The sequence below is a fragment of the Rhodococcus sp. GA1 genome, assembly GCF_024321955.1.
Taxonomy (GTDB): domain Bacteria; phylum Actinomycetota; class Actinomycetes; order Mycobacteriales; family Mycobacteriaceae; genus Rhodococcus; species Rhodococcus pyridinivorans.
In genome coordinates this window covers 2,485,917-2,509,743 of the sequence record NZ_CP097186.1, presented here as the reverse complement: position 1 = coordinate 2,509,743, position 23,827 = coordinate 2,485,917, and the positions used below count along the sequence as shown (strand labels likewise).

The following is a 23,827-nucleotide window of genomic DNA, read 5'->3' as shown; positions in this document are numbered from 1 at the left end:
GGCGGCGGCAGTGGAACTCGGGGCGGCCGTGGGCTTCTGCTCTGCATCCACCGGGGGACCGGTGGGGATGAGCGCTGCCAGACCTCGACCGAGCCCGCCTTTACGTGTCGCGCTCATCCGTTCCCCTGATTCTCGTGTACCCCGCGTGCCGCCAACTCGCGCCCGGCGTCGAGGTAGCTCATCGCGCCGCGCGATCCAGGATCGTAGTCGAGAACGGTCATCCCGTAACCGGGAGCTTCGGAAACCTTCACGCTGCGGGGAATGACCGAACGCAGCACCGCGCTGCCGAAGTGCGCACGCACCTCTGCGGCGACCTGATCGGCCAGCTTGGTGCGACCGTCGTACATCGTCAGGAGGACGGTGGAGACGTGCAGTTCGGGGTTGAGGTGCGACTGGACGAGCTCGATGTTGCGCAGGAGCTGCCCGACACCTTCGAGTGCGTAGTACTCGCATTGGATGGGTATGAGAACTTCCTTCGCCGCGACGAGCGCGTTGACCGTGAGCAGACCGAGCGACGGCGGGCAGTCGATGATCACGTAGTCGAACTCGCGGTCGCCTAGCGCCTCCTTGGTGAGGGCGTTCCGGAGGCGGTTCTCGCGCGCGACCATCGAGACGAGTTCGATCTCGGCACCGGCGAGATCGATCGTGGCGGGGATACAGAAGAGGCGTTCGTTGTGCGGGCTCTGCTGCACGGCCTCGGCGGCATTGATCTCGCCGAGGAGGATCTCGTAGCTCGAGGGCACACCGGAATAGTGCGGCACGCCCAGGGCGGTGCTCGCGTTGCCCTGCGGATCGAGGTCGACCACGAGGACCGACAATCCTTGCACGGCGAGCGCGGAGGCGATGTTCACCGCCGTGGTGGTCTTACCGACCCCGCCCTTCTGATTGGCGATCGTGAAGACGCGACGCTCGCGCGGCTTGGGCAGTGCGTTGGCATCGCTCGGATGCAGGACCTGGGTGGCGCGATGAGCAGCCGCGCCGATCGGGGTGTCGACGGTGGAGAAACCGTCGAAGGGTACGGGGGAGAAGTCGTCCTCGGCGCCTCCGGTTTCACGTGAAACAGCGGATTCAGATCCACCCGTCATAGAACACTCCTTACACGTAGATCCGCTCGGTTCGCACGCTACATCCTCGTCGCTTCCCGGTCGCGACTTCGAAGACCGGGTCGAGGCGCCGAAGGGAGAATGCGAGTCCCGGGCCCGGAGCTGTCCCCGGCCTTCCGACCACGCGCACGCATTCTCAGTCGGTTCAGTATCCCATCCGCATTCTAGGTTCCGTCGGCGACATGGCCGGGTGACGTTTCACGTGAAACGGGGAGCGGAGTTGTTTCACGTGAAACAGGCGGAGGAGCGGCTCGGTGGTTTCACGTGAAACAATCCCGACCCACACGAGTGGGCCCGAGAACCGCGAACACCCAGACTGAAATGCTCTGGTCCGCAATACTATTCACATTAGTGAGTTTCAATCGTAGTGCACAGGAAGATAATTCGTTTGATAAACACATTCCAGGGAATCTGAAACATCACAGTGACGAAACGTCATGGGGTGATCGGGTCTGGTGTGACAACGTCCGAAACAACCGTTTTGCACCGGTAATGTACTCGAGTAGATTCCTCGAGTCGGAAAGAATGTCTCGGAAACGGCAACACCCTCCCGACCCGGTAGGGGAGGGGAGGGTGTCGGGGCGATCGTCGCGCCAGGCGATTCGCTCAGCGCTTCTTGCGACGCCGCGCCGGCCGCGGAATCCGCTCGGCCTTCACGACGATCGTGGGTGTCGGAAGGAGATTGCCTCCGCACTCGAGCACCTCGAGATTGCCGGCACCGAGGCGAGCGAGTTCGTCGTGATCGCGGTCGATCTCTTCTCGAGCGGACGAACCCTTCAACGCCAGCATCCGGCCTCCCTCGTGGACGAGGGGGAGCGACCACTTGGCGAGCTTGGCGAGAGGTGCGACGGCACGGGAAGTCACGACGTCTGCGCCGCCCGCCTCCTGGAGGACGCTCGGCTGCTCAGCACGGCCACGGACCACGAGAATGTTCTCGATCCCGTGGGATTCGACGAACTCCGCCAGATAGACGGTGCGGCGCAGAAGCGGCTCGACGAGCGTGACCTGGAGGTCGGGACGGGCAAGTGCGAGAGGAATACCCGGCAGACCGGCACCGCTGCCCACGTCGACGACTGTCTCACCCTCCTGGATGAGTTCGCCCACCACGGCGCAGTTGAGAATGTGTCGTTCCCACAGGCGCGGCACCTCACGCGGCCCGATGAGCCCCCGCTCGACACCTGCCGTCGACAACGAATGGTGGTACCGCTCGGCAAGTTCGGTCCGATCCCCGAAGACCCGCTGCGCGACCGCCGACAGTTCCGCCTCGTGCTGTTCCACGTGAAACATCCTTTCCTGTCGGCTCACCCGAAACAACATCGGGACCCACAGCATCAGTTACGAAAAGGCGAAGAGGGACCCTGACGGCGCAGAGTCCCTCTTCGGTCGGCACGGCCGACTCAATCCTTGACGATCACCACACGGCGGTGCGGTTCCGCACCCTCGCTCTCGCTGGACACACCGTCGATCTTCGCGACGGCGTCGTGCACGATCTTGCGCTCGAACGGCGTCATCGGCTCGAGCTCTTCGCGCTTGCTGGTCTCGAGCACGCGCTTCGCGGCCGACGCGCCGAGCGATGAGAGCTCGGCACGCTTGCCTGCACGCCACCCGGCGATGTCGAGCATGAGCTTGCTGCGCTCGCCGGTCGCCTGCTGCACGGCGAGACGGGTGAGCTCCTGCAGAGCGTCGAGAACCTCACCGTTGCGACCCACCAGCTTGGTCAGATCCTTACCGCCGTCGATGCTCACGACCGCGCGGTCGCCCTCGACGTCGAGGTCGATGTCACCGTCGAAATCGAGAACGTCGAGCAACTGCTCCAGGTAGTCGCCGGCGATCTCGCCTTCTTCGATGAGGTAGTCGTCATCGAGATCGGCGTCCGCCGCAGTGTCGCGCTCCTCGGGTGCCACCGCGAGGTCCTCTTCCACCTTGTCCAGGTCACTGGCCATATTCAGCTCTCTTCTACTTCGGTCAGCGCCGCTTGCGCTTGGAGTTCTTGGGTCGGCTACCCGGCTTGGGAGCGGACGCACCGGACTTCGAAGCCGCAGGGGAGCCGTCGCCGGCCGCGGCGTCCTTCTGCAGCGACACCTCGCCGGTCTCGTCGACCGTGGCATCGACGGCGTCGGACGCTGCGGCCGAGCCCTTCTTCTTGGACTTGTCGGGGCGAGCACCCGGCTTCGGTGCATTCTCGTTCCGGCGGGCCAGAGCCGCAGCCTTCTTCTCCTCTTCCTCCTTGTCGATACGGCGGAAGACGAGGTGCTGCTGTCCGTAGGTCCAGATGTTGTTGCTGACCCAGTAGATGATGACGGCGATCGGCAGGAACGGACCACCGACGAGCACACCGAGTGGGAAGACGTACAGGGCCAGCTTGTTCATGATCGCGGCCTGCGGGTTCGCGGCGGCCTGCGCGCTCTGGCGGGAGACCGAGGCACGAGCGTTGAAGTGCGTGGCGACGCCGGCGACGATCATGAGCGGCACCGCGACGGCGGCAATTTGCCAGCGCGTCGGAATGCCGCCGAAAGGCTCGAACGCCTCGAGCGACGCCATCGGCTGCGTGATCCACGACGAAATCGGAGCACCGAACAGGCGGGCGCTCAGGAACGACTGGACGTCCTCCGGGCTGAACGCATAGTTGCCGATCTGCGCGTTCTCCTCCGGAGTCAGCCCGAGCTGGCCGAAGCCGGTACCCGTGCGGTTGAACGAGCGCAGCACGTGGAACAAGCCGATGAAGACCGGGACCTGCAGCAGAACGGGCAGACAGCCCATCAACGGATTGAAGCCGTGCTCCTTCTGGAGCTTCTGCATCTCGAGTGCCTGGCGCTGCCGGTCCTTGGCGTACTTCTTCTGAAGTGCCTTGATCTGCGGCTGCAGCTCCTGCATCTGGCGGGTCGTGCGAACCTGCTTGACGAAGGGCTTGTAGAGAATCGCGCGCAGGGTGAACACGAGGAACACCACCGACAGCGCCCAGGTCCAACCGCTGTCCGGTCCTAGGAACGGGATCGCGGCGAAGACTTTGTGCCAGACCCAGAGGATCCAGGACACGGGATAGTAGATGAAGTCGAGCACGGCTCTATGTACTCCTCTGGTCGTCCATGATCGCCACGAAGAGGCGTCGGTCTCGGGTCTCGGCTCCGGTCAGGTACCCACTGGGGACGACCGATGTTTCCGTTCGGGTACCGGATCCCACCCACCAGGGTGCCAGGGGCCACACTTGAGCAGTCTCACCGATGCCAGGACCGCACCGACGACGACACCCCGCGTGCGCAGCGCCTCCACGGCGTACTCGCTACAAGTCGGGGTGAATCGACAGGTCGGCATCCGTGTGGGCGACACATAGGTGCGATAGAGCTCGATACAGAAGATCAATGCCCGGGCCGGGGCGGACCGCAGGGACCGCCACCACGACCTCCGCTCGGGCTCGGTCATGCGCGACCACTCCCATGCGAGGCGGAAGCACCGGCGTCGAGCAGTCCGAGGCGGGTGAGACCCGACCGCACCTGCTTGTCGAGCTCACGGGAATCCGCGATGGCAGCGCCGGGTAGTGCGCGCAGCACGATGTCGGTCTCGGAGGGCAGAGCCTCGACGAGACCTGCACAGATATGACGAAGCCGGCGTGCGACTCGATGTCGAATCACCGCCGGCCCGACAGCCTTGCTCACGACCAGTCCGAAACGCGGACCGCCTACACTCACCAAGGACTCGGTGCGATCGCGTTCGAGAACGTGAACCACCAGATCCCGCCGCCCCTGACGACGCCCTCGGCGGACGGTATCCGAGAAATCCGAGTGGCGCCGCAGTCGATACGGCTCAGGTAGCACCCCGAGCTCCCGTTAGGGAATCAGGCGGTGAGAGAAGCGCGGCCCTTACGGCGACGCGCCGAAACGATCGCGCGACCCGCACGGGTGCGCATCCGGAGACGGAAGCCGTGAACGCGCGCGCGGCGTCGGTTGTTCGGCTGGAACGTCCGCTTGCCCTTGGCCACGGTCGACACTCCTCGATAATTCTGCGACGGCGCGGCAAGCACCGTCGTCCAACGTGTACGTGAATTCGCAGGATTCGTATTGCTCGACTCGAGCCGGACGAACCCGTCACCTCGGTATGAGTGACTGTTCGAGGCTACTCGGACGCGGGCGCGAAATCAAACCGCGACGAACAGCGCCGATCAACGCGACACGCCGGACCTGTTCGGCGAAAACCACTCGCCGAGAAGATATGTGATCCGGAGCACAGCTCGGGTACGCTTTGGGCCATGTCTTCGACGGCGCATCGCGACTACCTGTGCAGTCCCGCGTCTCGCTCCATTCGACGACGATGTGCCGGCCGGTGACGGCCCGCTGCCCCGCGCCTCTTCGGGCGTCGTCGCGCAGCTTCTCCGGGCGCGTTCACCGAACACGGAGTCGGACCGCGTCGCACCGTGTGTCACACTGATCCCCGCAGACCGCCCGGGCCCACGAGCCCCGCCGAGCGAATACACACCTCCCATCCACACATCCACCGGGTGATTCCCCCGGTTGTCCACACCTGTGGATAATCGTGTGGAAAACCGGTGACCAAAGGGAGGGAAGCTGCGTGAGCGACGAGCCGAACGCGCTGGCCGATGTGTGGACGGACGTCGTATCCGAGCTGACCATCGACGACGGAATGCTGACGAAGAGCCAGAAGGCATGGCTCGCGCTGGTAAAACCGATCACGCTCGCACAGGGATTCGCGCTGCTCTCGGTGCCGTCCACCCTCGCCCAGCAATCGATCGAACGCGATCTGCGCGAACCCATCCTCCGCACCCTCAACCGGCACCTCGGTCACCGGGTCGAGGGTCTCGGTGTGCGTGTCGAACCGCGGGAACGCATGGACGACCCCGCCGAGGATCCCTACGCCGAACCCCGCGACACGCTGCCCCTCGAGGGTCTGCCGGAAGATGCACAGCCTGTGAATCCGCGCACGGCAGAGCCCCGCAGCCGTGACCCGCGCACGGCAGAGCCCCGCAGCCGTGATCTGCGTCGCGACCCTCCGATGCCCCGGGATGTCGCCGGCGCGCGGGACGGGGCTGTGGCCAGGGACGGCGTCGGGCCGATGGACGGGGGCTTCACCCGGGACGGCATGCTTCCCGGTGAGGGTGCGGCCTATCGGCGACGCCTGATCTCCTCGCGCGAGCACGACATGCTCGAGGCCGACCACGGCGAACTCGAGGAGGTCGACGACGACCGGGAGGCGATGACCGCCGTCCGCGAGTCGTGGCCGTCCTATTTCACCCAGCCCCCGCCGCCCGAGACGCCGCCCATCGGCAGCAGCAGCCTCAACGCGAAGTACACCTTCGACACCTTCGTGATCGGTGCGTCGAACCGGTTCGCGCACGCCGCGGCGGTGGCCATCGCCGAGGCACCGGCGCGCGCCTACAACCCCCTGTTCATCTGGGGCGCCTCGGGCCTGGGGAAGACCCATCTGCTGCACGCCGCCGGCCACTATGCACAGCGCCTCTTCCCGGGCATGCGGGTGAAGTACGTCTCCACCGAGGAGTTCACCAACGACTTCATCAACAGCCTCCGCGACGACCGCAAGGTCGCGTTCAAGCGGCGCTACCGCGAGACCGACATCCTCCTCGTCGACGACATCCAGTTCATCGAGGGCAAGGAAGGCATCCAGGAGGAGTTCTTCCACACTTTCAACACCCTCCACAACGCCAACAAGCAGATCGTCGTCTCGTCCGACCGGCCGCCCAAGCAGCTCGCGACGCTCGAGGAACGACTGCGGACCCGGTTCGAGTGGGGACTGATCACCGACGTCCAGCCTCCCGAACTCGAGACGCGCATCGCGATCCTGTCGAAGAAAGCACGCATGGACGGTCTGAACGTGCCGCACGACGTGCTCGAGCTGATCGCGAGCCGGATCGAACGCAATATCCGCGAACTCGAGGGTGCCCTGATCCGTGTGACGGCCTTCGCGTCGCTCAACAGGCAGCCGCTCGATCTCACCCTCGCCGAGGTCGTGCTGCGTGATCTGATGCCGGATTCCTCGGCTCTCGAGATCAATGCCGCCACGATCATGGCTGTGACCGCGGAGTACTTCGGGACGTCGATAGACGACCTGTGCGGGCCCGGAAAGGCACGGCCGCTGGCGCAGGCCCGCCAGATCGCGATGTATCTGTGCCGCGAGCTCACCGACCTGTCGCTGCCGAAGATCGGGCAGACCTTCGGTCGCGACCACACCACAGTCATGTACGCGGACAAGAAGATTCGCAAGGAGATGACCGAGCGTCGCAAGGTCTACGACCAGGTGCAGGAGCTCACCGCGCGTATCAAACAGCGGTCCAAGCGCTGATTCCTCGAGCCTCGAGTTTCCATCCACAGGGAGCGTCCACAGGGCGCTCCCTGTCCCGTATCTCGAGAAATTTCCGGTCCCCACACCTGTGGACAAGGGTGTGCAGAACGTGGGATCTTTGTGGACGAACGGTGGACAAAGAATGAACAGTCTCGAGGAATCCACATTCATCCTCGAGAACTCCTCGAGTTCATCCTCGAGTTCGACGCCCTCGAGAACGTTGCCCCACCAGCCTAGACGGTCGTTCGTCCACAGATTCCACAGGCCCTATTACTACTTCTGTGAGTTCTCTTCAGAAATCTTCTTTCAAAACAGGTGTGTGGAGAGCGTCGGTCCACAGGCCCTCGAATGAGGCTCACGCCTCGAGCCTCCCGGCTTTCCAAGCAGCGAGGGAAGGCATAGCGTGGACCCGCATCCCCCGGCTCCGCTCTCATCGGTGTCGGGGTTCTGTGACAGACTTCGTAGACTTGTCGAGACCACGATCGAAGGGATCCACCGGGCGATGGAGCTGGGAAGTATGAAGTTTCGTGTGCCTCGCGAGGACTTCGCTGATTCCGTTGCATGGGTTGCCCGAAGCCTTCCGTCGCGACCCCCCGTTCCCGTCCTGGGCGGTGTCCTGCTCGGAGCGGACGAACGCGGGCTGACGGTCTCGGGCTTCGATTACGAGGTATCCGCGCAGGTCCACGTCTCGGCCGAGGTCATCACCCCCGGTCAGGTGCTGGTGTCCGGCAAGCTGCTCGCCGACATCACCCGCGCGTTGCCCCACAAGCCTGTGGATGTCGTGCTCGACGGCACCCGTGTGCTCATCACGTGCGGTAGCGCCAAGTTCTCGCTCCCCACCATGCCTGTGGAGGACTACCCGCAGCTGCCCGCGCTCCCGCAGCAGACCGGTGCACTCTCCGGCGATCTGTTCGCCGAGGCCATCAGCCAGGTCGCCGTCGCCGCCGGCAAGGACGACACGCTTCCCATGCTCACGGGCATCCGAGTCGAGATCGAGGGCACCGACATGGTGCTCGCTGCCACCGACCGTTTCCGTCTCGCAGTGCGCAAGCTCGAGTGGATGCCCACCGCGGAGTCCACCAGCTCGGCCGTGCTCGTGCCCGCAAAGACCCTCTCCGAGGCCGCGAAAACTGTTGGCGGGTCGTCCAACTCCCCGGTCCAGCTCGCGCTCGGCAGCGGGTCGTCGGTGGGCGCCGAGGGCCTGCTCGGCATCGTCGCCGAAGGTCGCCGCACCACCACGCGCCTGCTCGACGCCGAATTCCCCAAGTTCCGCCAGTTGCTCCCCAACGAGCACACCGCGATGGCGACCGTCGAAATCGCACCGTTGGTCGACGCGATCAAGCGTGTCGCGCTGGTCGCCGAGCGCGGTGCGCAGGTCCGACTCGAGTTCACCGAGGGCAGCGTGATGCTGTCCGCCGGTGGCGACGACGCCGGCCGCGCCGAGGAATCGCATCCCGCGGAGTTCTTCGGTGAGCCGCTGATCATCGCGTTCAACCCCGGCTACCTGCTCGACGGTCTGACGTCGCTGCACACCGACAAGGTCTCGTTCGGGTTCACCACTTCGAGTCGTCCGGCCGTGCTGCGGCCGGCGCTCGACGAGGAGCCCGTGCCGGATTCCTCGGGTACGTTCGCCGCTCCGGACAGCGATTACACCTATCTTCTGATGCCGGTGCGCCTGCCGGGCTGACCGGCCCCGAGACTGGACCCCCGTGTACGTTCGCACCTTCTCGCTGCGCGACTTCCGTTCGTGGAGAACGGTTTCCGTCGACCTCACTCCGGGGGCGACGGTCTTCGTCGGGCGCAACGGACACGGGAAGACCAATCTGCTCGAGGCCCTCGGATATCTGTCGACGCTGTCGTCGCACCGGGTGTCCTCCGACGGCCCGCTGCTGCGGGCCGGCACGTCGCGGGCGTTCGCCGGGGCGCTGGTCGTCAACAACGGTCGTGAGCTCGGTATCGACATCGAGATCAACGAGGCCAAGCAGAACCGGGCGCGGATCAATCAGTCGCCCGCCCGGCGTCCTCGAGAGATCCTCGGCATCCTCCGCACGGTGCTCTTCGCCCCGGAGGATCTGTCGCTCGTGCGCGGCGACCCGGGTGATCGCCGGCGGTTCCTCGATGAACTGCTCAGCACGCGTTTCCCGCGGATGAGCGGGGTTCGGGCCGACTACGACAAGGTGCTGCGCCAGCGATCCGCCCTGCTCAAGACCGCGGGGGGAGCACTGCGGCGAGGGAGTCGCTCGAGCGACGGGGCGGGCGCTCTGGCGACCCTCGACGTGTGGGACGGTCATCTCGCGGCCCACGGAGCCGAGCTGCTCGCCGCGCGCATCGCGTTGCTGCACGAACTGGCCCCGCACGTGTCCGAGGCGTACCGGTCGATCGCACCCGAGTCGCGTCCGGCGAGCCTGCGTTATCGCAGCAGCCTGGCCGACGCGCTGCCGCCGGAGTTCTCCGACCCGGCCCGCACGCCCGCGCCCGACGACCGGGAGTTTCTCGAGACCGTCTTCCTTCACCGCCTCGCGGAGGTGCGGTCGAAGGAGATCGAACGCGGCGTCTGCCTCGTCGGACCCCACCGCGACGATCTCGACCTGACGCTCGGTGCCGAACCCGCGAAAGGCTATGCGAGCCACGGCGAATCGTGGTCGTTCGCGCTCGCACTGCGGCTCGGGGCATTCGCCCTGCTCCGCACCGACGGCACCGATCCTGTTCTCATGCTCGACGACGTCTTCGCCGAACTCGACCGACGGCGCCGCTCCGCCCTCGCCGAGGTCGCCGCGACGGCCGAACAGGTGCTGATCACGGCGGCCGTGCCGGAGGACGTGCCGGCCGAACTGAACGGCGCCCGATACCCCGTGCATGCCGAGGACACCGAAGAAGGTCGTATCTCTGTGCTGGGATCGGTGCAACGGGAGACGGACCCGCTCACCGGGGAGGTCGGTTGAACGACGAACAAGCAGGTCCCGAACGCGGTGCCGGGCCGGAGCGCAGCGCGGACGAGCCGGAGCCGAAGGGCATCGATCTGGCCCGCCGCGCGCTCGAGGAGGCTCGAGCTGCCGCCAAGGCGAGCGGTAAGGCCGTCGGCCAGGGACGCGCGTCGCGCGGGCCGCTGCGCCCGAAACGCCGACGTCGTGGCTGGTCGGGACCCGGGCCGGACGACCGCGATCCCCAGACCCTCGGTTCGCTCGCGCAGTCGCTGTCCAAACAGCGGGGCTGGTCGGCGCACGTGTCCGAGGGCACCGTCATGGGAAGCTGGGCGCGGGTCGTCGGCGACGACATCGCGAGCCATGCCCAGCCGACCACACTGCGCGACGGGATCCTGCACGTCTCGGCCGAGTCGACCGCCTGGGCGACCCAGCTGCGGATGATGCAATCGCAGATTCTCGCCAAGATCGCCGCGGCCGTGGGGCACGGGGTGGTCAAGGAACTGCGGATCACCGGCCCGACGGCTCCGAGCTGGCGGAAAGGCGAACGCCACATCCGCGGCCGCGGACCGCGCGACACCTACGGGTGATCCCGGGCTCGCTCCCGGCCCGTACGAGGGGCGAAAATCGGAGCGCGTAGGAAATCACGTTGTCCGGGTCGCGAAGAGGCCGCTACGGGGACGTCAGCGGTACGGAACGCCCGCTTTCGTGTCCGCCCCGGCGCAAGGCTCACGGGCACGTAGGATGGACAGGAATGCGTCGCGCGCGTGCGCGGGGCCGATCGGAGAAGGAGAGCTACCCACCCGTGGCTGCCCAGAAGTCGAACAACAACAAGAGTGAGTACGGTGCGTCGTCCATCACCGTCCTCGAGGGTCTCGAGGCGGTGCGCAAGCGCCCCGGTATGTACATCGGTTCCACCGGAGAGCGTGGCCTGCACCACCTGATCTGGGAGGTCGTCGACAACTCCGTCGACGAGGCCATGGCCGGTTACGCGTCGAAGGTGGAGGTCACCCTCCTCGCCGACGGCGGTGTCCAGGTCGTCGACGACGGTCGCGGTATCCCCGTCGGTATGCACGCCTCCGGTGTGCCCACCGTCGAGGTCGTCCTCACCCAGCTCCACGCGGGTGGCAAGTTCGACTCCGATGCCTACGCCGTCTCCGGCGGTCTGCACGGTGTCGGTATCTCCGTGGTGAACGCCCTGTCCACAACCCTCGAGGTCGAGATCGACAACGACGGCTACCACTGGGAGCAGACGTACACCGCCTCGAAGCCGGGCGAGCTCGTCCGCGGTGAGGCCACCAAGCAGACCGGTACCACCGTCCGCTTCTGGCCGGACCCGGAGATCTTCGAGACCACGACGTTCAACTTCGAGACCGTCGCGCGTCGCCTGCAGGAGATGGCGTTCCTCAACAAGGGACTGACCATCACTCTCACCGACGAGCGGGTCGCTCCCGAAGAGGTCACCGACGAGGACGTCCCGGAGACCGCCGAGGCGCCGAAGACCGCCGAGGACCAGGCCGTCGAGGCAACTGAGCCCGAGGTGCACAAGGTCAAGGTCCGCACCTACCACTACCCGGGTGGTCTCGAGGACTACGTGCGCCACATCAACCGCACGAAGTCGCCGATCCACAACTCCGTCGTCGGGTTCACCGCCAAGGGCACCGGCCACGAACTCGAGGTCGCGATGCAGTGGAACTCGGGTTACTCCGAGTCCGTCCACACCTTCGCCAACACCATCAACACCCACGAGGGCGGTACGCACGAGGAAGGCTTCCGTGCGGCGCTGACCACGGTCGTCAACCGCTACGCGAAGGACAAGAAACTCCTCAAGGACAAGGACCCGAACCTCACGGGTGACGACATCCGTGAGGGTCTCGCGGCGATCATCTCCGTCAAGGTCGCTGAGCCGCAGTTCGAGGGCCAGACGAAGACCAAGCTCGGCAACACCGAGGTGAAGTCCTTCGTGCAGAAGGCGTGCAACGAGCACATCTCGCACTGGTTCGAGGCCAACCCGGCCGACGCGAAGACGATCGTCACCAAGGCCGTGTCGTCGGCGCACGCGCGTGTCGCCGCTCGTAAGGCGCGCGAGCTCGTCCGCCGCAAGAGCGCGACCGACATCGGTGGTCTGCCCGGCAAGCTCGCCGACTGCCGGTCGAAGGACCCGAGCAAGTGTGAGATCTACATCGTGGAGGGCGACTCCGCGGGTGGCTCCGCCAAGTCGGGTCGCGACTCGATGTACCAGGCGATCCTTCCGCTGCGCGGCAAGATCATCAACGTCGAGAAGGCCCGGATCGACAAGGTCCTCAAGAACGCCGAGGTCCAGTCGATCATCACGGCGTTCGGTACCGGCATCCACGAGGAATTCGACATCTCGAAGCTGCGGTACCACAAGATCGTCCTGATGGCCGACGCCGACGTCGACGGTCAGCACATCGCGACGCTGCTGCTCACGCTGCTCTTCCGCTTCATGCGGCCGCTGGTCGAGGAAGGCCACGTCTTCCTGGCACAGCCGCCGCTGTACAAGCTCAAGTGGCAGCGCAGCGAGCCGGAGTTCGCGTACTCCGACCGCGAGCGCGACGCCCTGCTCGAGGCGGGTCTGAAGGCCGGCAAGAGGATCAACAAGGACGACGGCATCCAGCGCTACAAGGGCCTCGGTGAAATGAACGCCAAAGAGCTGTGGGAGACCACCATGGATCCGAGCGTCCGCGTCCTGCGTCAGGTGACCCTTGACGACGCCGCTGCCGCCGACGAGCTGTTCAGCGTTCTGATGGGTGAGGACGTCGCGGCACGACGGAGCTTCATCACCCGTAACGCGAAGGATGTCCGCTTCCTCGACGTCTGATCACGGCCGGCAGCGCCGGAGAACTGCATGCGAATCCCCGCTGTGTCGTACATCACAGCGGGGATTCGCATGTCGTGCGCCCGGAAGTGGGCAGGGCCGTTAGCCTTCTTCGTTACTCGTGAGTACACTTCTATCGGCCATCTGTACGTGTGGCTGCCGACGAGGGGGCTGGGGCAGCGCGGGGTACGGGAAGAACTCACTCTTCCGTATCCGCTGTATGTCCCGATATGGTGCCCTCACCCGAAACGTCTCGTTCGACTGCACTCGATCGAAAACGCGCTCAACGGAGTGCAGTGCCGACTGGTGTTCGTCGCCCGGCGCGGACGGGGTGGAAGGAGAGCTGTGATCCATGAGTGACAAGTCGCCGCCCCAGCAGCGGTGGTGGAACATCGAGGGGTGGGGTCTTCGCAGGAAGGTCACCGCCGTTCTCGCTGTCCCCGTGACTGTGGCAATGGTCCTCGGTGGTCTTCGGGTCGAGAACGAGCTCAGCAACGCCGTCCACTTCTCGTCCGCAGCCGATCAGGTCGCAGCCGTGCCGGACATCGTGGATTTCTCGACGGCGTTCGCCACCGCCACCGCGGATGCCGCGGTCGGAACGGCGACCCCCGAGGAAATGGCGGCTCTCGGTGACGCTTTCGGCACGATCGCCGCGATCACGGAGAACCCCGAGCTCGATCCCGCCGTGACCGCCGACCTCAGCCGCACCGCCGCCACGGCCCAGTCGCTCTACACGAAGATTCAGGCGGGTCCGGTGCCGATCGAGGAGATCGGTGCCGTCACCAACGAGGTGCGCGACAGCCTCAACCGTGTCGTCGAGGCCATCCTCGGTGAGGTCGACGATCGCGAGATCATCGGCTACGGCGACCAGCTGATCAACGCGTGGTACTCGCAGCGCTACCTCTTCGGTCAGGTTCTCGGTCTGCTCCAGCTGATCGACGACCCGACCCAGCCGGGCACCGCGCTGGTGTCCGCCTCCGGCGCCGAGCTCGCGATGCTCGACCTGCTCGCCCGCTCCTACCTGATGGCCGATCAGCAGATCGCCGAACTGCGGGCCGGCGTCCAGGAACGTGCCGACATGGTCGACGCGGCCGGTTCCGGTCCGCTCCCGATCCTCGACATCCGCGCGTCGCTGCTCGACAGTGTCGACATCTACGGCACCATCATCGACGAAGCGTCGTCGCAGGTCAGCACTACGATTCAGGACCGCGCCGCGGAAACCCGCTCGGCCGCTCTCCGCGACACCGCGATCGTGCTCGCAGCCCTGCTCGCAGCCCTCGTGCTCGCATTGCTCGTGTCCCGCTCACTGGTCGGCCCGATCCGCCGCCTGCGTTACGGCACGCTGAAGGTCGCGCGGCAGGAGCTGCCCGAGGCCATCGACCGCATCAAGGTCGGCGACAACATCGAGGATATCGAGTTCACCCGAGTCCCGGTGCACACCACCGAGGAGATCGGTCAGCTCGCCCGCGCCGTCGACGACATGCACGGGCAGGCACTGCGTCTCGCCGGCGAGCAGGCACACCTCCGCCTGCAGATCAGCGACATGTTCGAGACACTCGCACGTCGCTCCAAGTCGCTCGTCGAGCAGCAGCTCGGCCTCATCGAACGACTCGAGTACGAGGAGAAGGATCCGGCCCGACTCGAGAGCCTGTTCCGCCTCGACCACCTCGCCGCGCGTATGCGCCGGAACGGCGACAACCTGCTGATTCTCTCCGGTACCCGCACGCGCCGCGGTCACTCCGCGCCCGTGCAGCTCGGCGACATCCTGCGCGCCGCGATGTCGGAGGTCGAAGACTACCAGCGCGTGCAGATCGGTTCGACTCCCGACGGTGCCCTCAGCGGCGCGGTCGCGACCGACATCGTGCATCTGCTCGCCGAGCTGGTCGACAACTCGCTGCGCGCGTCGCCGCCCGACAGCAACGTCACCTTCAGCTTCGCGCGAGCCGTCGACGGTGGCCTGCTCGTCGAGATCGCCGACCGCGGTATCGGTATCCCGGCCGACGAACTCGAGTCCATCAACCAGCGTCTCGCCAAGGGCGGCGAGGTCGGTCCCGACACCGCACGCCACATGGGTCTGTTCGTGGTCTCGCGACTGGCCGAGCGGCACGGTCTCACCGTGCGCCTGCGCCCGACCTTCGACACCGCGCGCAACCCGGGTATCACCGCGAGCGTCCACATCCCGGACGTCCTGCTGGTCTCCCCGTTGGCGTTGTCGCACACCGGTCCCCAGCCGCGCATCGAGATCGAAGCGGAGGAGTACTCGGCACCGCAGGCGCTCTCGGCGCCCGTCGCCCCGCAGGGTCTGCCCGCGGCCGACGACCGGCACGAGTACGCGTCCTCGCAGCCGCTCGACTCCGCCGACGATGTCCGTGCGGACGAGTCCGACGATGCCTACGACAACGGCTACGCGAACAACGGTTACGCCGCCGATGTCGACGAGAGCGCTTCCGCCGCATGGGATGCGGAGCCGTCCTACGACGACGAGCGACGCGACGAGCCGCAGCGCGACAATCAGGCACCGTCGGCATCCCGCGAGTTCGGCCCGTCGGGTCTTCCGCAGCGTCGCCCGGGTGGAACTCCGGGTCTGCCCACGCGTCAGCCGGGCGAGACGCCTGGTCTCCCGACTCCACCCCGGTCGCCGCAGCCGCGCCGGATCGAGCCGGACGCCGCAGCAGCCTTCGCGTCGTCGCTGCCTCCGCGCGGTCCTCGTCGCGGGCCGGACGAGACCAACGGTCACCCGCTCGACGGCCGCAACGGTGCCGGGCCACGACCCGACGCCGATCGGTCTCGCCGGGAAGGGCTTTCGGGTCTTCCGCAGCGTCGTCCCGGTGCCACACCGGGCCTGTCGCCAACGGACTCCCAGCAGTCGCAGTCGCAGTCCTTGCCGGTCCGTGAGCCCCAGCAGGGTTCGGCGCATCGTGCACCCGCCCCGCAGCAGCGACCCGCGTCCCCCGGTCTTCCGCAGCGTCGGCCGGGCGCGACTCCCGGCCTGCCGGGACGGGCTTCCGGATCGTCCCCGTCCGTTCCGCAGAACCGGCCGCAGCAACAGCCGTCGGCGGGACCGCTCGCAGGTGGCGACGCCGCAGGCCGCCCGGACACACCGAACCGTCCCGACCTGCCCCAGCGCGCCCCCGCGCCGGACGCACAGCGCGCCCCCGAGCAGGATGCGGACCGTCGGCAGCAGGAACCCTCGACGGGTTTCCCGCAGCGTCGTCCGGGAAGCGCGCCCGGTCTGCCGCGTCGTCAGCCGGGCAGCACGCCGGGGCTTCCGCAGCAACCCGCTGCGTCGACCAACGCTTCCGAACCCGATTCGGCCGCAGCGGTCTCCGGCCCGAGCATCGCCGACGGTGGCTCCGTCTCACCGCACAGCGACGCGCAGCAGGCGGCCCGCCATCGCTACCGGACCAACTCGGCGAAGACCGCATCGTTCTTCCAGCCGCGGTCCGACCTCGCGTCGGCCCGTCCGCAGCCGGCGAACACCCCGATCTTCACCACGATGATGTCGGACTGGCTCGTCGACCCGACGAGCCTTCCGGAGGACCGCAGGAAGCGGGAGTGGCACTCCGCGGCGGACGCGGGTTGGGAAGCCGCACAGCGTGCTACCGAGTCCCCCGTGGAGGAGCACACCACCGCGGGTCTTCCGCGGCGCGCTCCCGGCGAGCGTCTGGTGCCGGGTGCTGTTCGGGCACCGGCAACGGGTGAGCTGCCGAGGACCATTCGACGTCGAGACCCGGAAGCCATCCGGGCCAACTTGAGCCGCCATCAGCAGGGTGTCCGCAACGGACGCGCCTCGGCGAATTCCAGCAATCGCGAGAACGACGAACAGGGAGTTCGATGAATATTGATCATGGATCCGACGCAGCTCGTCCATTGGACTGGTTGGTTTCCAACTTCGCGCGCGAAGTCCCGGGTGTCTCGCATGCCGTGCTCGTGTCCGCCGACGGTCTGCTCATGGCCGCCAGCGCCCACCTCCCGGTGGATCGTGCCGAGCAGCTCGCTGCGGTGACCTCGGGCCTGGCCAGCCTGTCCAACGGTGTGTCGCAGCTGTTCGACGGTGGGGGTGTGCTGCAGTCCGTCGTGGAGATGCAGCACGGCTACTTGCTGCTGATGAGCGTCGGCGACGGCTCGCACCTGGCGGCCTTGACCGCCTCCGAGTGCGACATCGGACAGGTCGGTTACGAGATGGCGCTCTTGGTCGATCGAGTGGGTGCTTCGGTCGAAGCCACCCCGCGGGTCGGTCTAGGGTCCTGACGTCGAGGTGGCCATGGAATCGCGGAAGCCGGAGTCCGTGCCGGATCAGCCCAGTCTGGTCCGGCCCTACTCCCTGACTTCGGGACGTACGAGTCCTGCGGTCGAACTGGCGTTGGAGGCGCTCATCCAGGCCATTCCGGGAACCGACGATCGGTCCCGGGATCTGGACAACATCAATGCCACGATCCTGGAGCTGTGCAAGGAATCACCCTCCGTCGCGGAGATCGCCGCGCGCGTGGGGGTGCCGATCGGCGTGGCACGCGTGCTCGTCGCCGATCTCGTCGAAGCCGGACACGTACAGATCCTGGCCACGCTGAAAGACGATTCGAGCGACGCGGAGCGTCGTGAGCTGATTGAAAGGGTCCTCAGTGGACTTCGCGAACTCTAACGCCACGAAGCGCGTGACCTCGACCAAGATCGTGATCGCCGGAGGCTTCGGCGTCGGTAAGACGACTCTGGTCGGGACGGTGTCGGAAATCGTGCCGCTTCGTACCGAGGCGCTCGTGACGAACGCCAGCGACGGCGTCGACAACCTCTCTGCGACACCGCAGAAGGCGACCACCACGGTCGCCATGGACTTCGGTCGTATCAGTCTGGCCGACGACCTCGTCCTCTACCTGTTCGGCACGCCCGGACAGCACCGCTTCTGGTTCATGTGGGACGACCTGATCCGCGGCGCCATCGGGGCGATTGTGCTGATCGATACGCGTCGCCTGGATGAGAGCTTCGCCGCCGTCGACTTCTTCGAGGCGCGCAATCTCCCGTTCATCGTCGCCATCAACGAATTCGACGATGCTCCCCGGTACCCGCTCGAGGACATCCGTCAGGCGATGGCGATCTCGGCGGATGTGCCGATCGTGTCGATCGATGCGCGAGCACGTGAGTCGGCGAAGCAGGCCCTGGTCACCGTCACCGAATACGCTCTGCGGAAGCTGCACCAGCCGGTGACCCAGTAATGGGGGAGGGCCTCGAACTCTTCACGATGGGCTCGTGGGTCACGGTCCTTGCCTATCTGACCTCGGCGATCGGGGTGTTCATCGGGGTCACCGGTGCTCGACGGGTCCGTACCACCTCCAGCGACCGATTGCGTTCGTACTGGATGATTCTCGCTGCCCTGGTGAGCGGTGGCGTCGGTGTCTGGCTCGCTATGTTCCTTCCGATGGCGGGCTTCAACGTCGAGGACAGTGTGGTGCGGTTCGACACCGTCACCATCGTGTTCTCGATGCTCGTCGCGCTGGTGTCGGTGTACGTGGCGCTGCTCGTCGCGATCCCGGACAACGCTCCCGCCACCCTCGCCCGGACGGTCACGGGTGCTCTCGTGCTGGGCGCCGGCCTTGCGGGCGCGCCGTTCTCGGTCCTCGCAGCGGTGCGGATCCAGGGATCGCTGACCTTCGATCCGCTCTGGGTCGCCGCAGCGGTGGGGCTGGCGATCGCGACGGCCGTGGGCTTCCTGGCCCAGGTGAAGACGGCGGACACGTGGCCCAAGCGCCTGCTGAGCAGCGCGTTGGCCGGCGTCGCCGTGATCGCGGTGCACTTCCTCGCCGCCGCGTCGGTCCGTGTGGAGATCGACCCCGCCGTGGTGGTTTCCGGTGGGATCGAGGTCTTCTCCATTCTCTTCCCGCTCTTCGTCGTAGGCCTGTTGCTGCTGGCCGTTCCGATCGTCCTGGTGCTCCAGGCCCCGGATCGTCTTGCGGCGGAACTGGAAGAGGAATCCGAGCGGTGGGCGGCCGACGGCCCGGTAGATCCCGTCGACGGTCGGACCTTCTGAGTATCGTCCGAACATGTTGTAAGTCAATATATCTGGTTGAAATCCCGGAAATGGAGTAGTCTTCTGTGCAGCGTCGGGGGTCGCTGTCGGTCTACTCGGCACGACACGGATCGATGTGCCGTGCGTGCCGCTTCCTGGGGGGCAACATGTCGCACGAGGTTCACCATTTTTCCATGGGCGGTTGGCTTTTCGCACTCGCCTACATCACGTCCGCAGTGGGGTGCTATGCCGGTCTGTCCTGCGCGCGCAAGGCTGCGAACGCATGGACGTCGGTCGCCCGGACCCGATGGACACTCATGGCAGCCCTGTCCATCGGGGGCGTCGGAATCTGGTTGATGCACTTCATCGGGATGATGGGCTTCGACGTACCCGGTTCCGCGATCCGTTACGACCTCGGACTGACGCTGCTGTCGGTCGCGCTCGCCGTGACGGCCACGCTGGTCGGATTGCGGATCCTCGACACCGACGTGCAGTGGATCCGTGGGTTGCCGTCGGATGTCCGGCTTCTCGTCGGCGGCGTGATCATGGGCTTCGCGGTCGCCGGCATGCACTACAGCGGCATGGCCGCGGTGCGGATCCAGGGCGAACTCGAGCAGGGACGGTCGTACGTCGCGGCGTCCGTCGCGATCGGTGTCGTCGCGTCGATCGTCGCGTTGTGGCTGTCGCGGGTCGCGGAACGGCCGGCCGTGCGGATCCCGGCCGCCGCCGTCATGGGATGCGCCGTGGTGGCACTGCACTACACGGGCATGGCCGGGATCGCGGTGACCGTCGATCCGTCCGCTCCGAATCCGGAGGGGATGACCATCATGACCCTGCTGTTCCCTGGATTCATCATCGGTGTCGCGCTGCTCGCGGTGCCGGTCGTAGCTCTGATGGCATCGGCGAGCACACAGGACCTCGAGCAGGAGCGGGAGATGGCGATCTGGCTCGGTGGGGACGGCCCCGAGACGGTCTCCCGTCCTTACGGACGACATGTGAAACGGTGATGTGATGTGAACACCCACAGCACGATAAGCTCGCTTACGCTGCTGGAAAGTCGGGGTGCAGCCCGCATCGGGTAAGTCGTGGCGCGTGCCCTCCGAGCGCGGTGGTGACAGCGCGCCGCTGTGAGGACCTCACGTGTCGCACGACGTACACGACTTCTCCATGGGGATGTGGGTTTTCCTCCTCTCCTACGCCACCGCTGTGATGGGCTCCTTCGTCGGATTGTCCTGTGTCCGGCGGTCGCTCGAAGAGCCGCGGCGCAGCGGCAACTGGTGGCTCCTCATGGCATCGTTGTCCATCGGCGGCGTGGGCATCTGGCTCATGCATTTCATCGGCATGATGGGCTTCTCCGTGCCGGGTACGACCATCCGATACGAACTGGCACCGACGGTCTTCTCTGTCGTGCTCGCCGTCGTCGCGACCCTCGTGGGTCTGCGGATCGCCGACGTGCACGACGTCAGCAAGCACCGCATTCCCGAATCGGTGCGGTTGCTCATCGGCGGTCTGCTCATGGGCGCCGCCGTCAGCATGATGCACTACAGCGGCATGTACGCCATCCGCATCCGGGGCGCGATCGAACACGAGACGGGGTACGTGATCGCCTCGGTGATCATCGGTGTCGTCGCCTCCACGGCCGCGCTCGCACTGGCCCGCCGCACGCGTCGTCTCGAGATCCGCGTCGTCCCGGCCTTCGTCATGGGATGCGCGGTCGTGGCGCTGCACTACACCGGCATGGCCGGCGTGCGGGTCACCCTCGATCCGAGCATGCCCGCGCCCGAAGGCATGACCGTGATGTCGCTGCTGTTCCCTGCGTTCGTCCTCGGCATCATCGTCCTGGCCGTGCCGATCACCGCGCTGCTGCTCGCCTCCGACCCGGAGGACGCCGTGCGCGACGCCCGGCTCGGGCAGTGGGCGTCGGAGGCGGAACGGCAGGTGGACCGCGACCCGGTCACCGGATCCCACATGTGAGAACTCGGTTCCGGACAGATCTCGGGCTGTGAAGTGCCTGTCCTTCTCGGCATCGGCTGACCTGCACCTATAGACTCGTGTGGTTGCGAGACGTCCGTCGGGCCGAAGGCCGGAGCCGGGCGTGCGAGCCGAGTAGAAGAAGGAGCTCATGACCGACACCACGTTGCCTCCGGAGGGGCCGGGGCACGACCGCATCGAGCCCGTCGACATCCAGCAGGAGATGCAGAGCAGTTACATCGATTATGCGATGAGCGTGATCGTGGGCCGTGCTCTGCCCGACGTGCGTGACGGTCTCAAACCGGTGCACCGTCGCGTGCTCTATGCGATGTTCGACAACGGCTTCCGTCCCGACCGCGGGTACGTGAAGTCGGCGCGCGCGGTCGCCGAGACCATGGGCAACTACCACCCGCACGGCGACGCGTCGATCTACGACACGCTCGTGCGTCTGGCGCAGCCGTGGTCGATGCGCTATCCACTCGTCGACGGTCAGGGCAACTTCGGTTCCCGCGGCAACGACGGCGCCGCCGCCATGCGGTACACCGAGTGCCGGCTCACGCCGCTCGCGATGGAGATGCTGCGGGAGATCGACCACGAGACGGTCGATTTCCAGCCGAACTACGACGGCCGCACGCAGGAACCGACGGTTCTCCCCAGCCGTATCCCCAACCTGTTGATCAACGGTTCGGGCGGTATCGCGGTCGGTATGGCCACCAACATCCCGCCGCACAATCTCGGGGAGGTTGCGGAGGCCATCTACTGGGCGCTCGACAACTTCGAGGCCGACGAGGAGACCACCCTCGCCGCGGTCATGGAGCGGATCAAGGGACCGGACTTCCCGACCGCCGGCCTGATCACGGGCACGCAGGGCATCCACGATGCCTACACGACCGGTCGCGGATCGGTGAAGATGCGCGGCGTCGTGGAGATCGAAGAGGACTCCAAGGGCCGCACCAGCATCGTCATCACCGAGCTGCCGTACATGGTCAACCCGGACAACCTCATCACGTCGATCGCCGAACAGGTCCGCGACGGCAAGATCGCGGGCATCTCCGACATCCACGACGAGTCGTCCGACCGCGTGGGCATGCGCATCGTCGTCACTGTCCGCCGCGACGCGGTGGCCAAGGTGGTTCTCAACAACCTCTACAAGCACACGCAGCTGCAGACGAGTTTCGGCTGCAACATGCTGTCGATCGTCGACGGGGTGCCGCGCACGCTGCGCCTCGACCAGATGATCCGGTTGTACGTCGACCACCAGATCGAGGTCATCGTCCGGCGTACGCGGTACCTGCTGCGCAAGGCCGAGGAACGCGCCCACATTTTGCGCGGCCTGGTCAAGGCCCTCGACGCGCTCGACGAGGTCATCGCGCTCATCCGCGCGTCGCAGACCGTCGACATCGCGCGCGCCGGCCTGATCGATCTGCTCACGGTCGACGAGATCCAGGCCGACGCCATCCTGGCGATGCAGCTGCGTCGCCTGGCTGCTCTCGAGCGTCAGAAGATCGTCGACGACCTCGCCGAGATCGAGCGCGAGATCGAGGACTACAAGGACATCCTGGCCCGTCCGGAGCGGCAGCGCGCCATCGTCCGCGACGAGCTGAAGGAGATCGTCGACAAGTACGGCGACGAGCGCCGCACGCGGCTTGTCGCGGCCGACGGTGATGTCAACGACGAGGACCTCATCGCACGTGAGGACGTCGTCGTCACCATCACCGAGACCGGTTACGCCAAGCGCACGCGCACCGACCTGTACCGCTCGCAGAAGCGCGGCGGCAAGGGCGTCAAGGGTGCCGAGCTCAAGCAGGACGACATCGTCAAGCACTTCTTCGTGACGTCCACGCACGACTGGCTGCTGTTCTTCACGACGAAGGGCCGCGTCTACCGCGCGAAGGCGTACGAGCTGCCCGAGGCGAATCGCACGGCGCGTGGTCAGCACGTCGCGAACCTCCTGGCCTTCCAGCCCGACGAGCGCATCCAGGGCGTCATCCGCCTCAAAACCTACGAGGATGCGCCGTACCTGGTGCTCGCGACCCGCAACGGCCTGGTCAAGAAGTCGCGCCTGTCGGACTTCGACTCCAACCGTTCGGGCGGCATCGTCGCGATCAACCTGCGCGGCGACGACGAGCTCGTCGGCGCGGTGTTGTGCTCCGCCGAGGACGATCTGCTGCTCGTCTCGCAGCAGGGCCAGTCGATCCGTTTCTCGGCCACCGACGAGGCGCTGCGTCCGATGGGCCGCGCGACCTCCGGTGTGCAGGGCATGCGGTTCAACGGCGAGGACAAGCTGCTCTCGCTCAACGTCGTCAAGGAGGGCACGTACCTGCTGGTCGCTACCTCGGGTGGTTACGCCAAGCGCACCCCGATGGAGGACTACCCGGTCCAAGGTCGCGGCGGTAAGGGTGTTCTGACCATCCAGTACGACCGCAAGCGTGGCAACCTGGTCGGGGCGCGCATCGTCGAGGACGACGACGAGTTGTACGCCATCACCTCGAGCGGCGGTGTCATCCGCACTGCGGCGAAGCAGGTGCGCAAGGCAGGCCGTCAGACCAAGGGCGTGCGGCTCATGAACCTGGCCGAGGGCGATACATTGCTCGCGATCGCGCGCAACGCCGACGAGCCGGACGAAGCCGACGCAGCCGGAGCTAAGGAGTCGTAAGTGAGCACTCCCCAGGGACCGAACGGGGCC

General features: G+C 66.4%; 20 protein-coding genes. 13 read left to right on the top strand and 7 right to left on the bottom strand.

Annotation, left to right across the window (positions count from 1 at the left end):
• Nucleotides 1–113 precede the first annotated feature (113 nt).
• The 7 genes from M3330_RS11765 to rpmH form a co-directional block, all read right to left on the bottom strand.
• Nucleotides 114–1,085: a ParA family protein gene (locus M3330_RS11765; RefSeq protein ID WP_006550904.1), complete on the bottom strand. Its 972-nt coding sequence runs from the start codon at nt 1,083–1,085 to the stop codon at nt 114–116.
• Nucleotides 1,086–1,709: 624 nt separating this feature from the next.
• A complete protein-coding gene (gene rsmG, locus M3330_RS11760) occupies nt 1,710–2,390 on the bottom strand; it encodes a 16S rRNA (guanine(527)-N(7))-methyltransferase RsmG (RefSeq protein ID WP_033098073.1) in 681 nt (226 codons plus the stop codon).
• A 110-nt stretch (nt 2,391–2,500) separates the two neighbouring features.
• Nucleotides 2,501–3,046 (bottom strand): R3H domain-containing nucleic acid-binding protein, encoded by a 546-nt coding sequence (locus tag M3330_RS11755; protein WP_006550906.1) that lies wholly within the window; start codon nt 3,044–3,046, stop codon nt 2,501–2,503.
• Nucleotides 3,047–3,068: 22 nt separating this feature from the next.
• Nucleotides 3,069–4,163, bottom strand: coding sequence for a membrane protein insertase YidC (gene yidC, locus M3330_RS11750; RefSeq protein ID WP_006550907.1), 1,095 nt, complete (start codon nt 4,161–4,163; stop codon nt 3,069–3,071).
• Nucleotides 4,164–4,232: 69 nt separating this feature from the next.
• Nucleotides 4,233–4,523, bottom strand: a complete 291-nt coding sequence (gene yidD, locus M3330_RS11745) for a membrane protein insertion efficiency factor YidD (protein ID WP_006550908.1) — start codon at nt 4,521–4,523, stop codon at nt 4,233–4,235.
• The gene (gene rnpA / locus M3330_RS11740; RefSeq protein ID WP_255024833.1) at nt 4,520–4,915 is read right to left on the bottom strand and encodes a ribonuclease P protein component; all 396 of its coding nucleotides are present in this window, start codon (nt 4,913–4,915) and stop codon (nt 4,520–4,522) included. Before rnpA ends, yidD begins: the two co-directional genes overlap by 4 nt.
• A 20-nt stretch (nt 4,916–4,935) precedes the next feature.
• Nucleotides 4,936–5,079, bottom strand: a complete 144-nt coding sequence (rpmH, locus tag M3330_RS11735) for a 50S ribosomal protein L34 (protein ID WP_006550910.1) — start codon at nt 5,077–5,079, stop codon at nt 4,936–4,938.
• Between the two features lie 587 nt (nt 5,080–5,666).
• Here rpmH and dnaA point away from each other — a divergent pair.
• The 13 genes from dnaA to gyrA all read left to right on the top strand — a co-directional run bounded on the left by dnaA (nt 5,667) and on the right by gyrA (nt 23,797).
• On the top strand, nt 5,667–7,412 hold the full coding sequence (gene dnaA / locus M3330_RS11730) for a chromosomal replication initiator protein DnaA (RefSeq protein WP_094979670.1): 1,746 nt from the start codon (nt 5,667–5,669) through the stop codon (nt 7,410–7,412).
• Nucleotides 7,413–7,914: 502 nt separating this feature from the next.
• The gene (gene dnaN, locus M3330_RS11725; protein ID WP_024102543.1) at nt 7,915–9,099 is read left to right on the top strand and encodes a DNA polymerase III subunit beta; all 1,185 of its coding nucleotides are present in this window, start codon (nt 7,915–7,917) and stop codon (nt 9,097–9,099) included.
• A 22-nt stretch (nt 9,100–9,121) separates the two neighbouring features.
• A complete protein-coding gene (gene recF, locus M3330_RS11720; RefSeq protein WP_006550913.1) occupies nt 9,122–10,354 on the top strand; it encodes a DNA replication/repair protein RecF in 1,233 nt (410 codons plus the stop codon).
• Nucleotides 10,351–10,923 carry a DUF721 family protein gene (locus M3330_RS11715; protein ID WP_019290471.1) on the top strand — a complete coding sequence of 191 codons (573 nt, stop codon included), beginning with the start codon at nt 10,351–10,353 and terminating at the stop codon, nt 10,921–10,923. The genes recF and M3330_RS11715 overlap by 4 nt, the downstream gene beginning before the upstream one ends.
• A 215-nt stretch (nt 10,924–11,138) precedes the next feature.
• Complete coding sequence (gyrB, locus tag M3330_RS11710; RefSeq protein WP_019290470.1) at nt 11,139–13,175, top strand: DNA topoisomerase (ATP-hydrolyzing) subunit B; 2,037 nt, start codon at nt 11,139–11,141, stop codon at nt 13,173–13,175.
• A gap of 349 nt (nt 13,176–13,524) precedes the next feature.
• Nucleotides 13,525–17,010 carry an ATP-binding protein gene (locus M3330_RS11705; protein ID WP_255028778.1) on the top strand — a complete coding sequence of 1,162 codons (3,486 nt, stop codon included), beginning with the start codon at nt 13,525–13,527 and terminating at the stop codon, nt 17,008–17,010.
• Nucleotides 17,007–17,423 carry a roadblock/LC7 domain-containing protein gene (locus tag M3330_RS11700; RefSeq protein WP_006550917.1) on the top strand — a complete coding sequence of 139 codons (417 nt, stop codon included), beginning with the start codon at nt 17,007–17,009 and terminating at the stop codon, nt 17,421–17,423. The genes M3330_RS11705 and M3330_RS11700 overlap by 4 nt, the downstream gene beginning before the upstream one ends.
• Before the next feature lie 13 nt (nt 17,424–17,436).
• On the top strand, nt 17,437–17,811 hold the full coding sequence (locus M3330_RS11695; protein WP_006550918.1) for a DUF742 domain-containing protein: 375 nt from the start codon (nt 17,437–17,439) through the stop codon (nt 17,809–17,811).
• 13 nt (nt 17,812–17,824) lie between these two features.
• The gene (locus tag M3330_RS11690) at nt 17,825–18,379 is read left to right on the top strand and encodes an ATP/GTP-binding protein (protein WP_024102547.1); all 555 of its coding nucleotides are present in this window, start codon (nt 17,825–17,827) and stop codon (nt 18,377–18,379) included.
• Complete coding sequence (locus tag M3330_RS11685) at nt 18,379–19,191, top strand: MHYT domain-containing protein (RefSeq protein ID WP_006550920.1); 813 nt, start codon at nt 18,379–18,381, stop codon at nt 19,189–19,191. The genes M3330_RS11690 and M3330_RS11685 overlap by 1 nt, the downstream gene beginning before the upstream one ends.
• A 173-nt stretch (nt 19,192–19,364) precedes the next feature.
• Complete coding sequence (locus M3330_RS11680) at nt 19,365–20,177, top strand: MHYT domain-containing protein (RefSeq protein ID WP_006550921.1); 813 nt, start codon at nt 19,365–19,367, stop codon at nt 20,175–20,177.
• 133 nt (nt 20,178–20,310) lie between these two features.
• Nucleotides 20,311–21,144, top strand: coding sequence for an MHYT domain-containing protein (locus M3330_RS11675; RefSeq protein WP_255028777.1), 834 nt, complete (start codon nt 20,311–20,313; stop codon nt 21,142–21,144).
• A 148-nt stretch (nt 21,145–21,292) separates the two neighbouring features.
• Entirely contained in the window at nt 21,293–23,797 is a 2,505-nt protein-coding gene (gene gyrA / locus M3330_RS11670) for a DNA gyrase subunit A (protein WP_006550923.1), read from the top strand.
• Nucleotides 23,798–23,827: the final 30 nt, after the last annotated feature.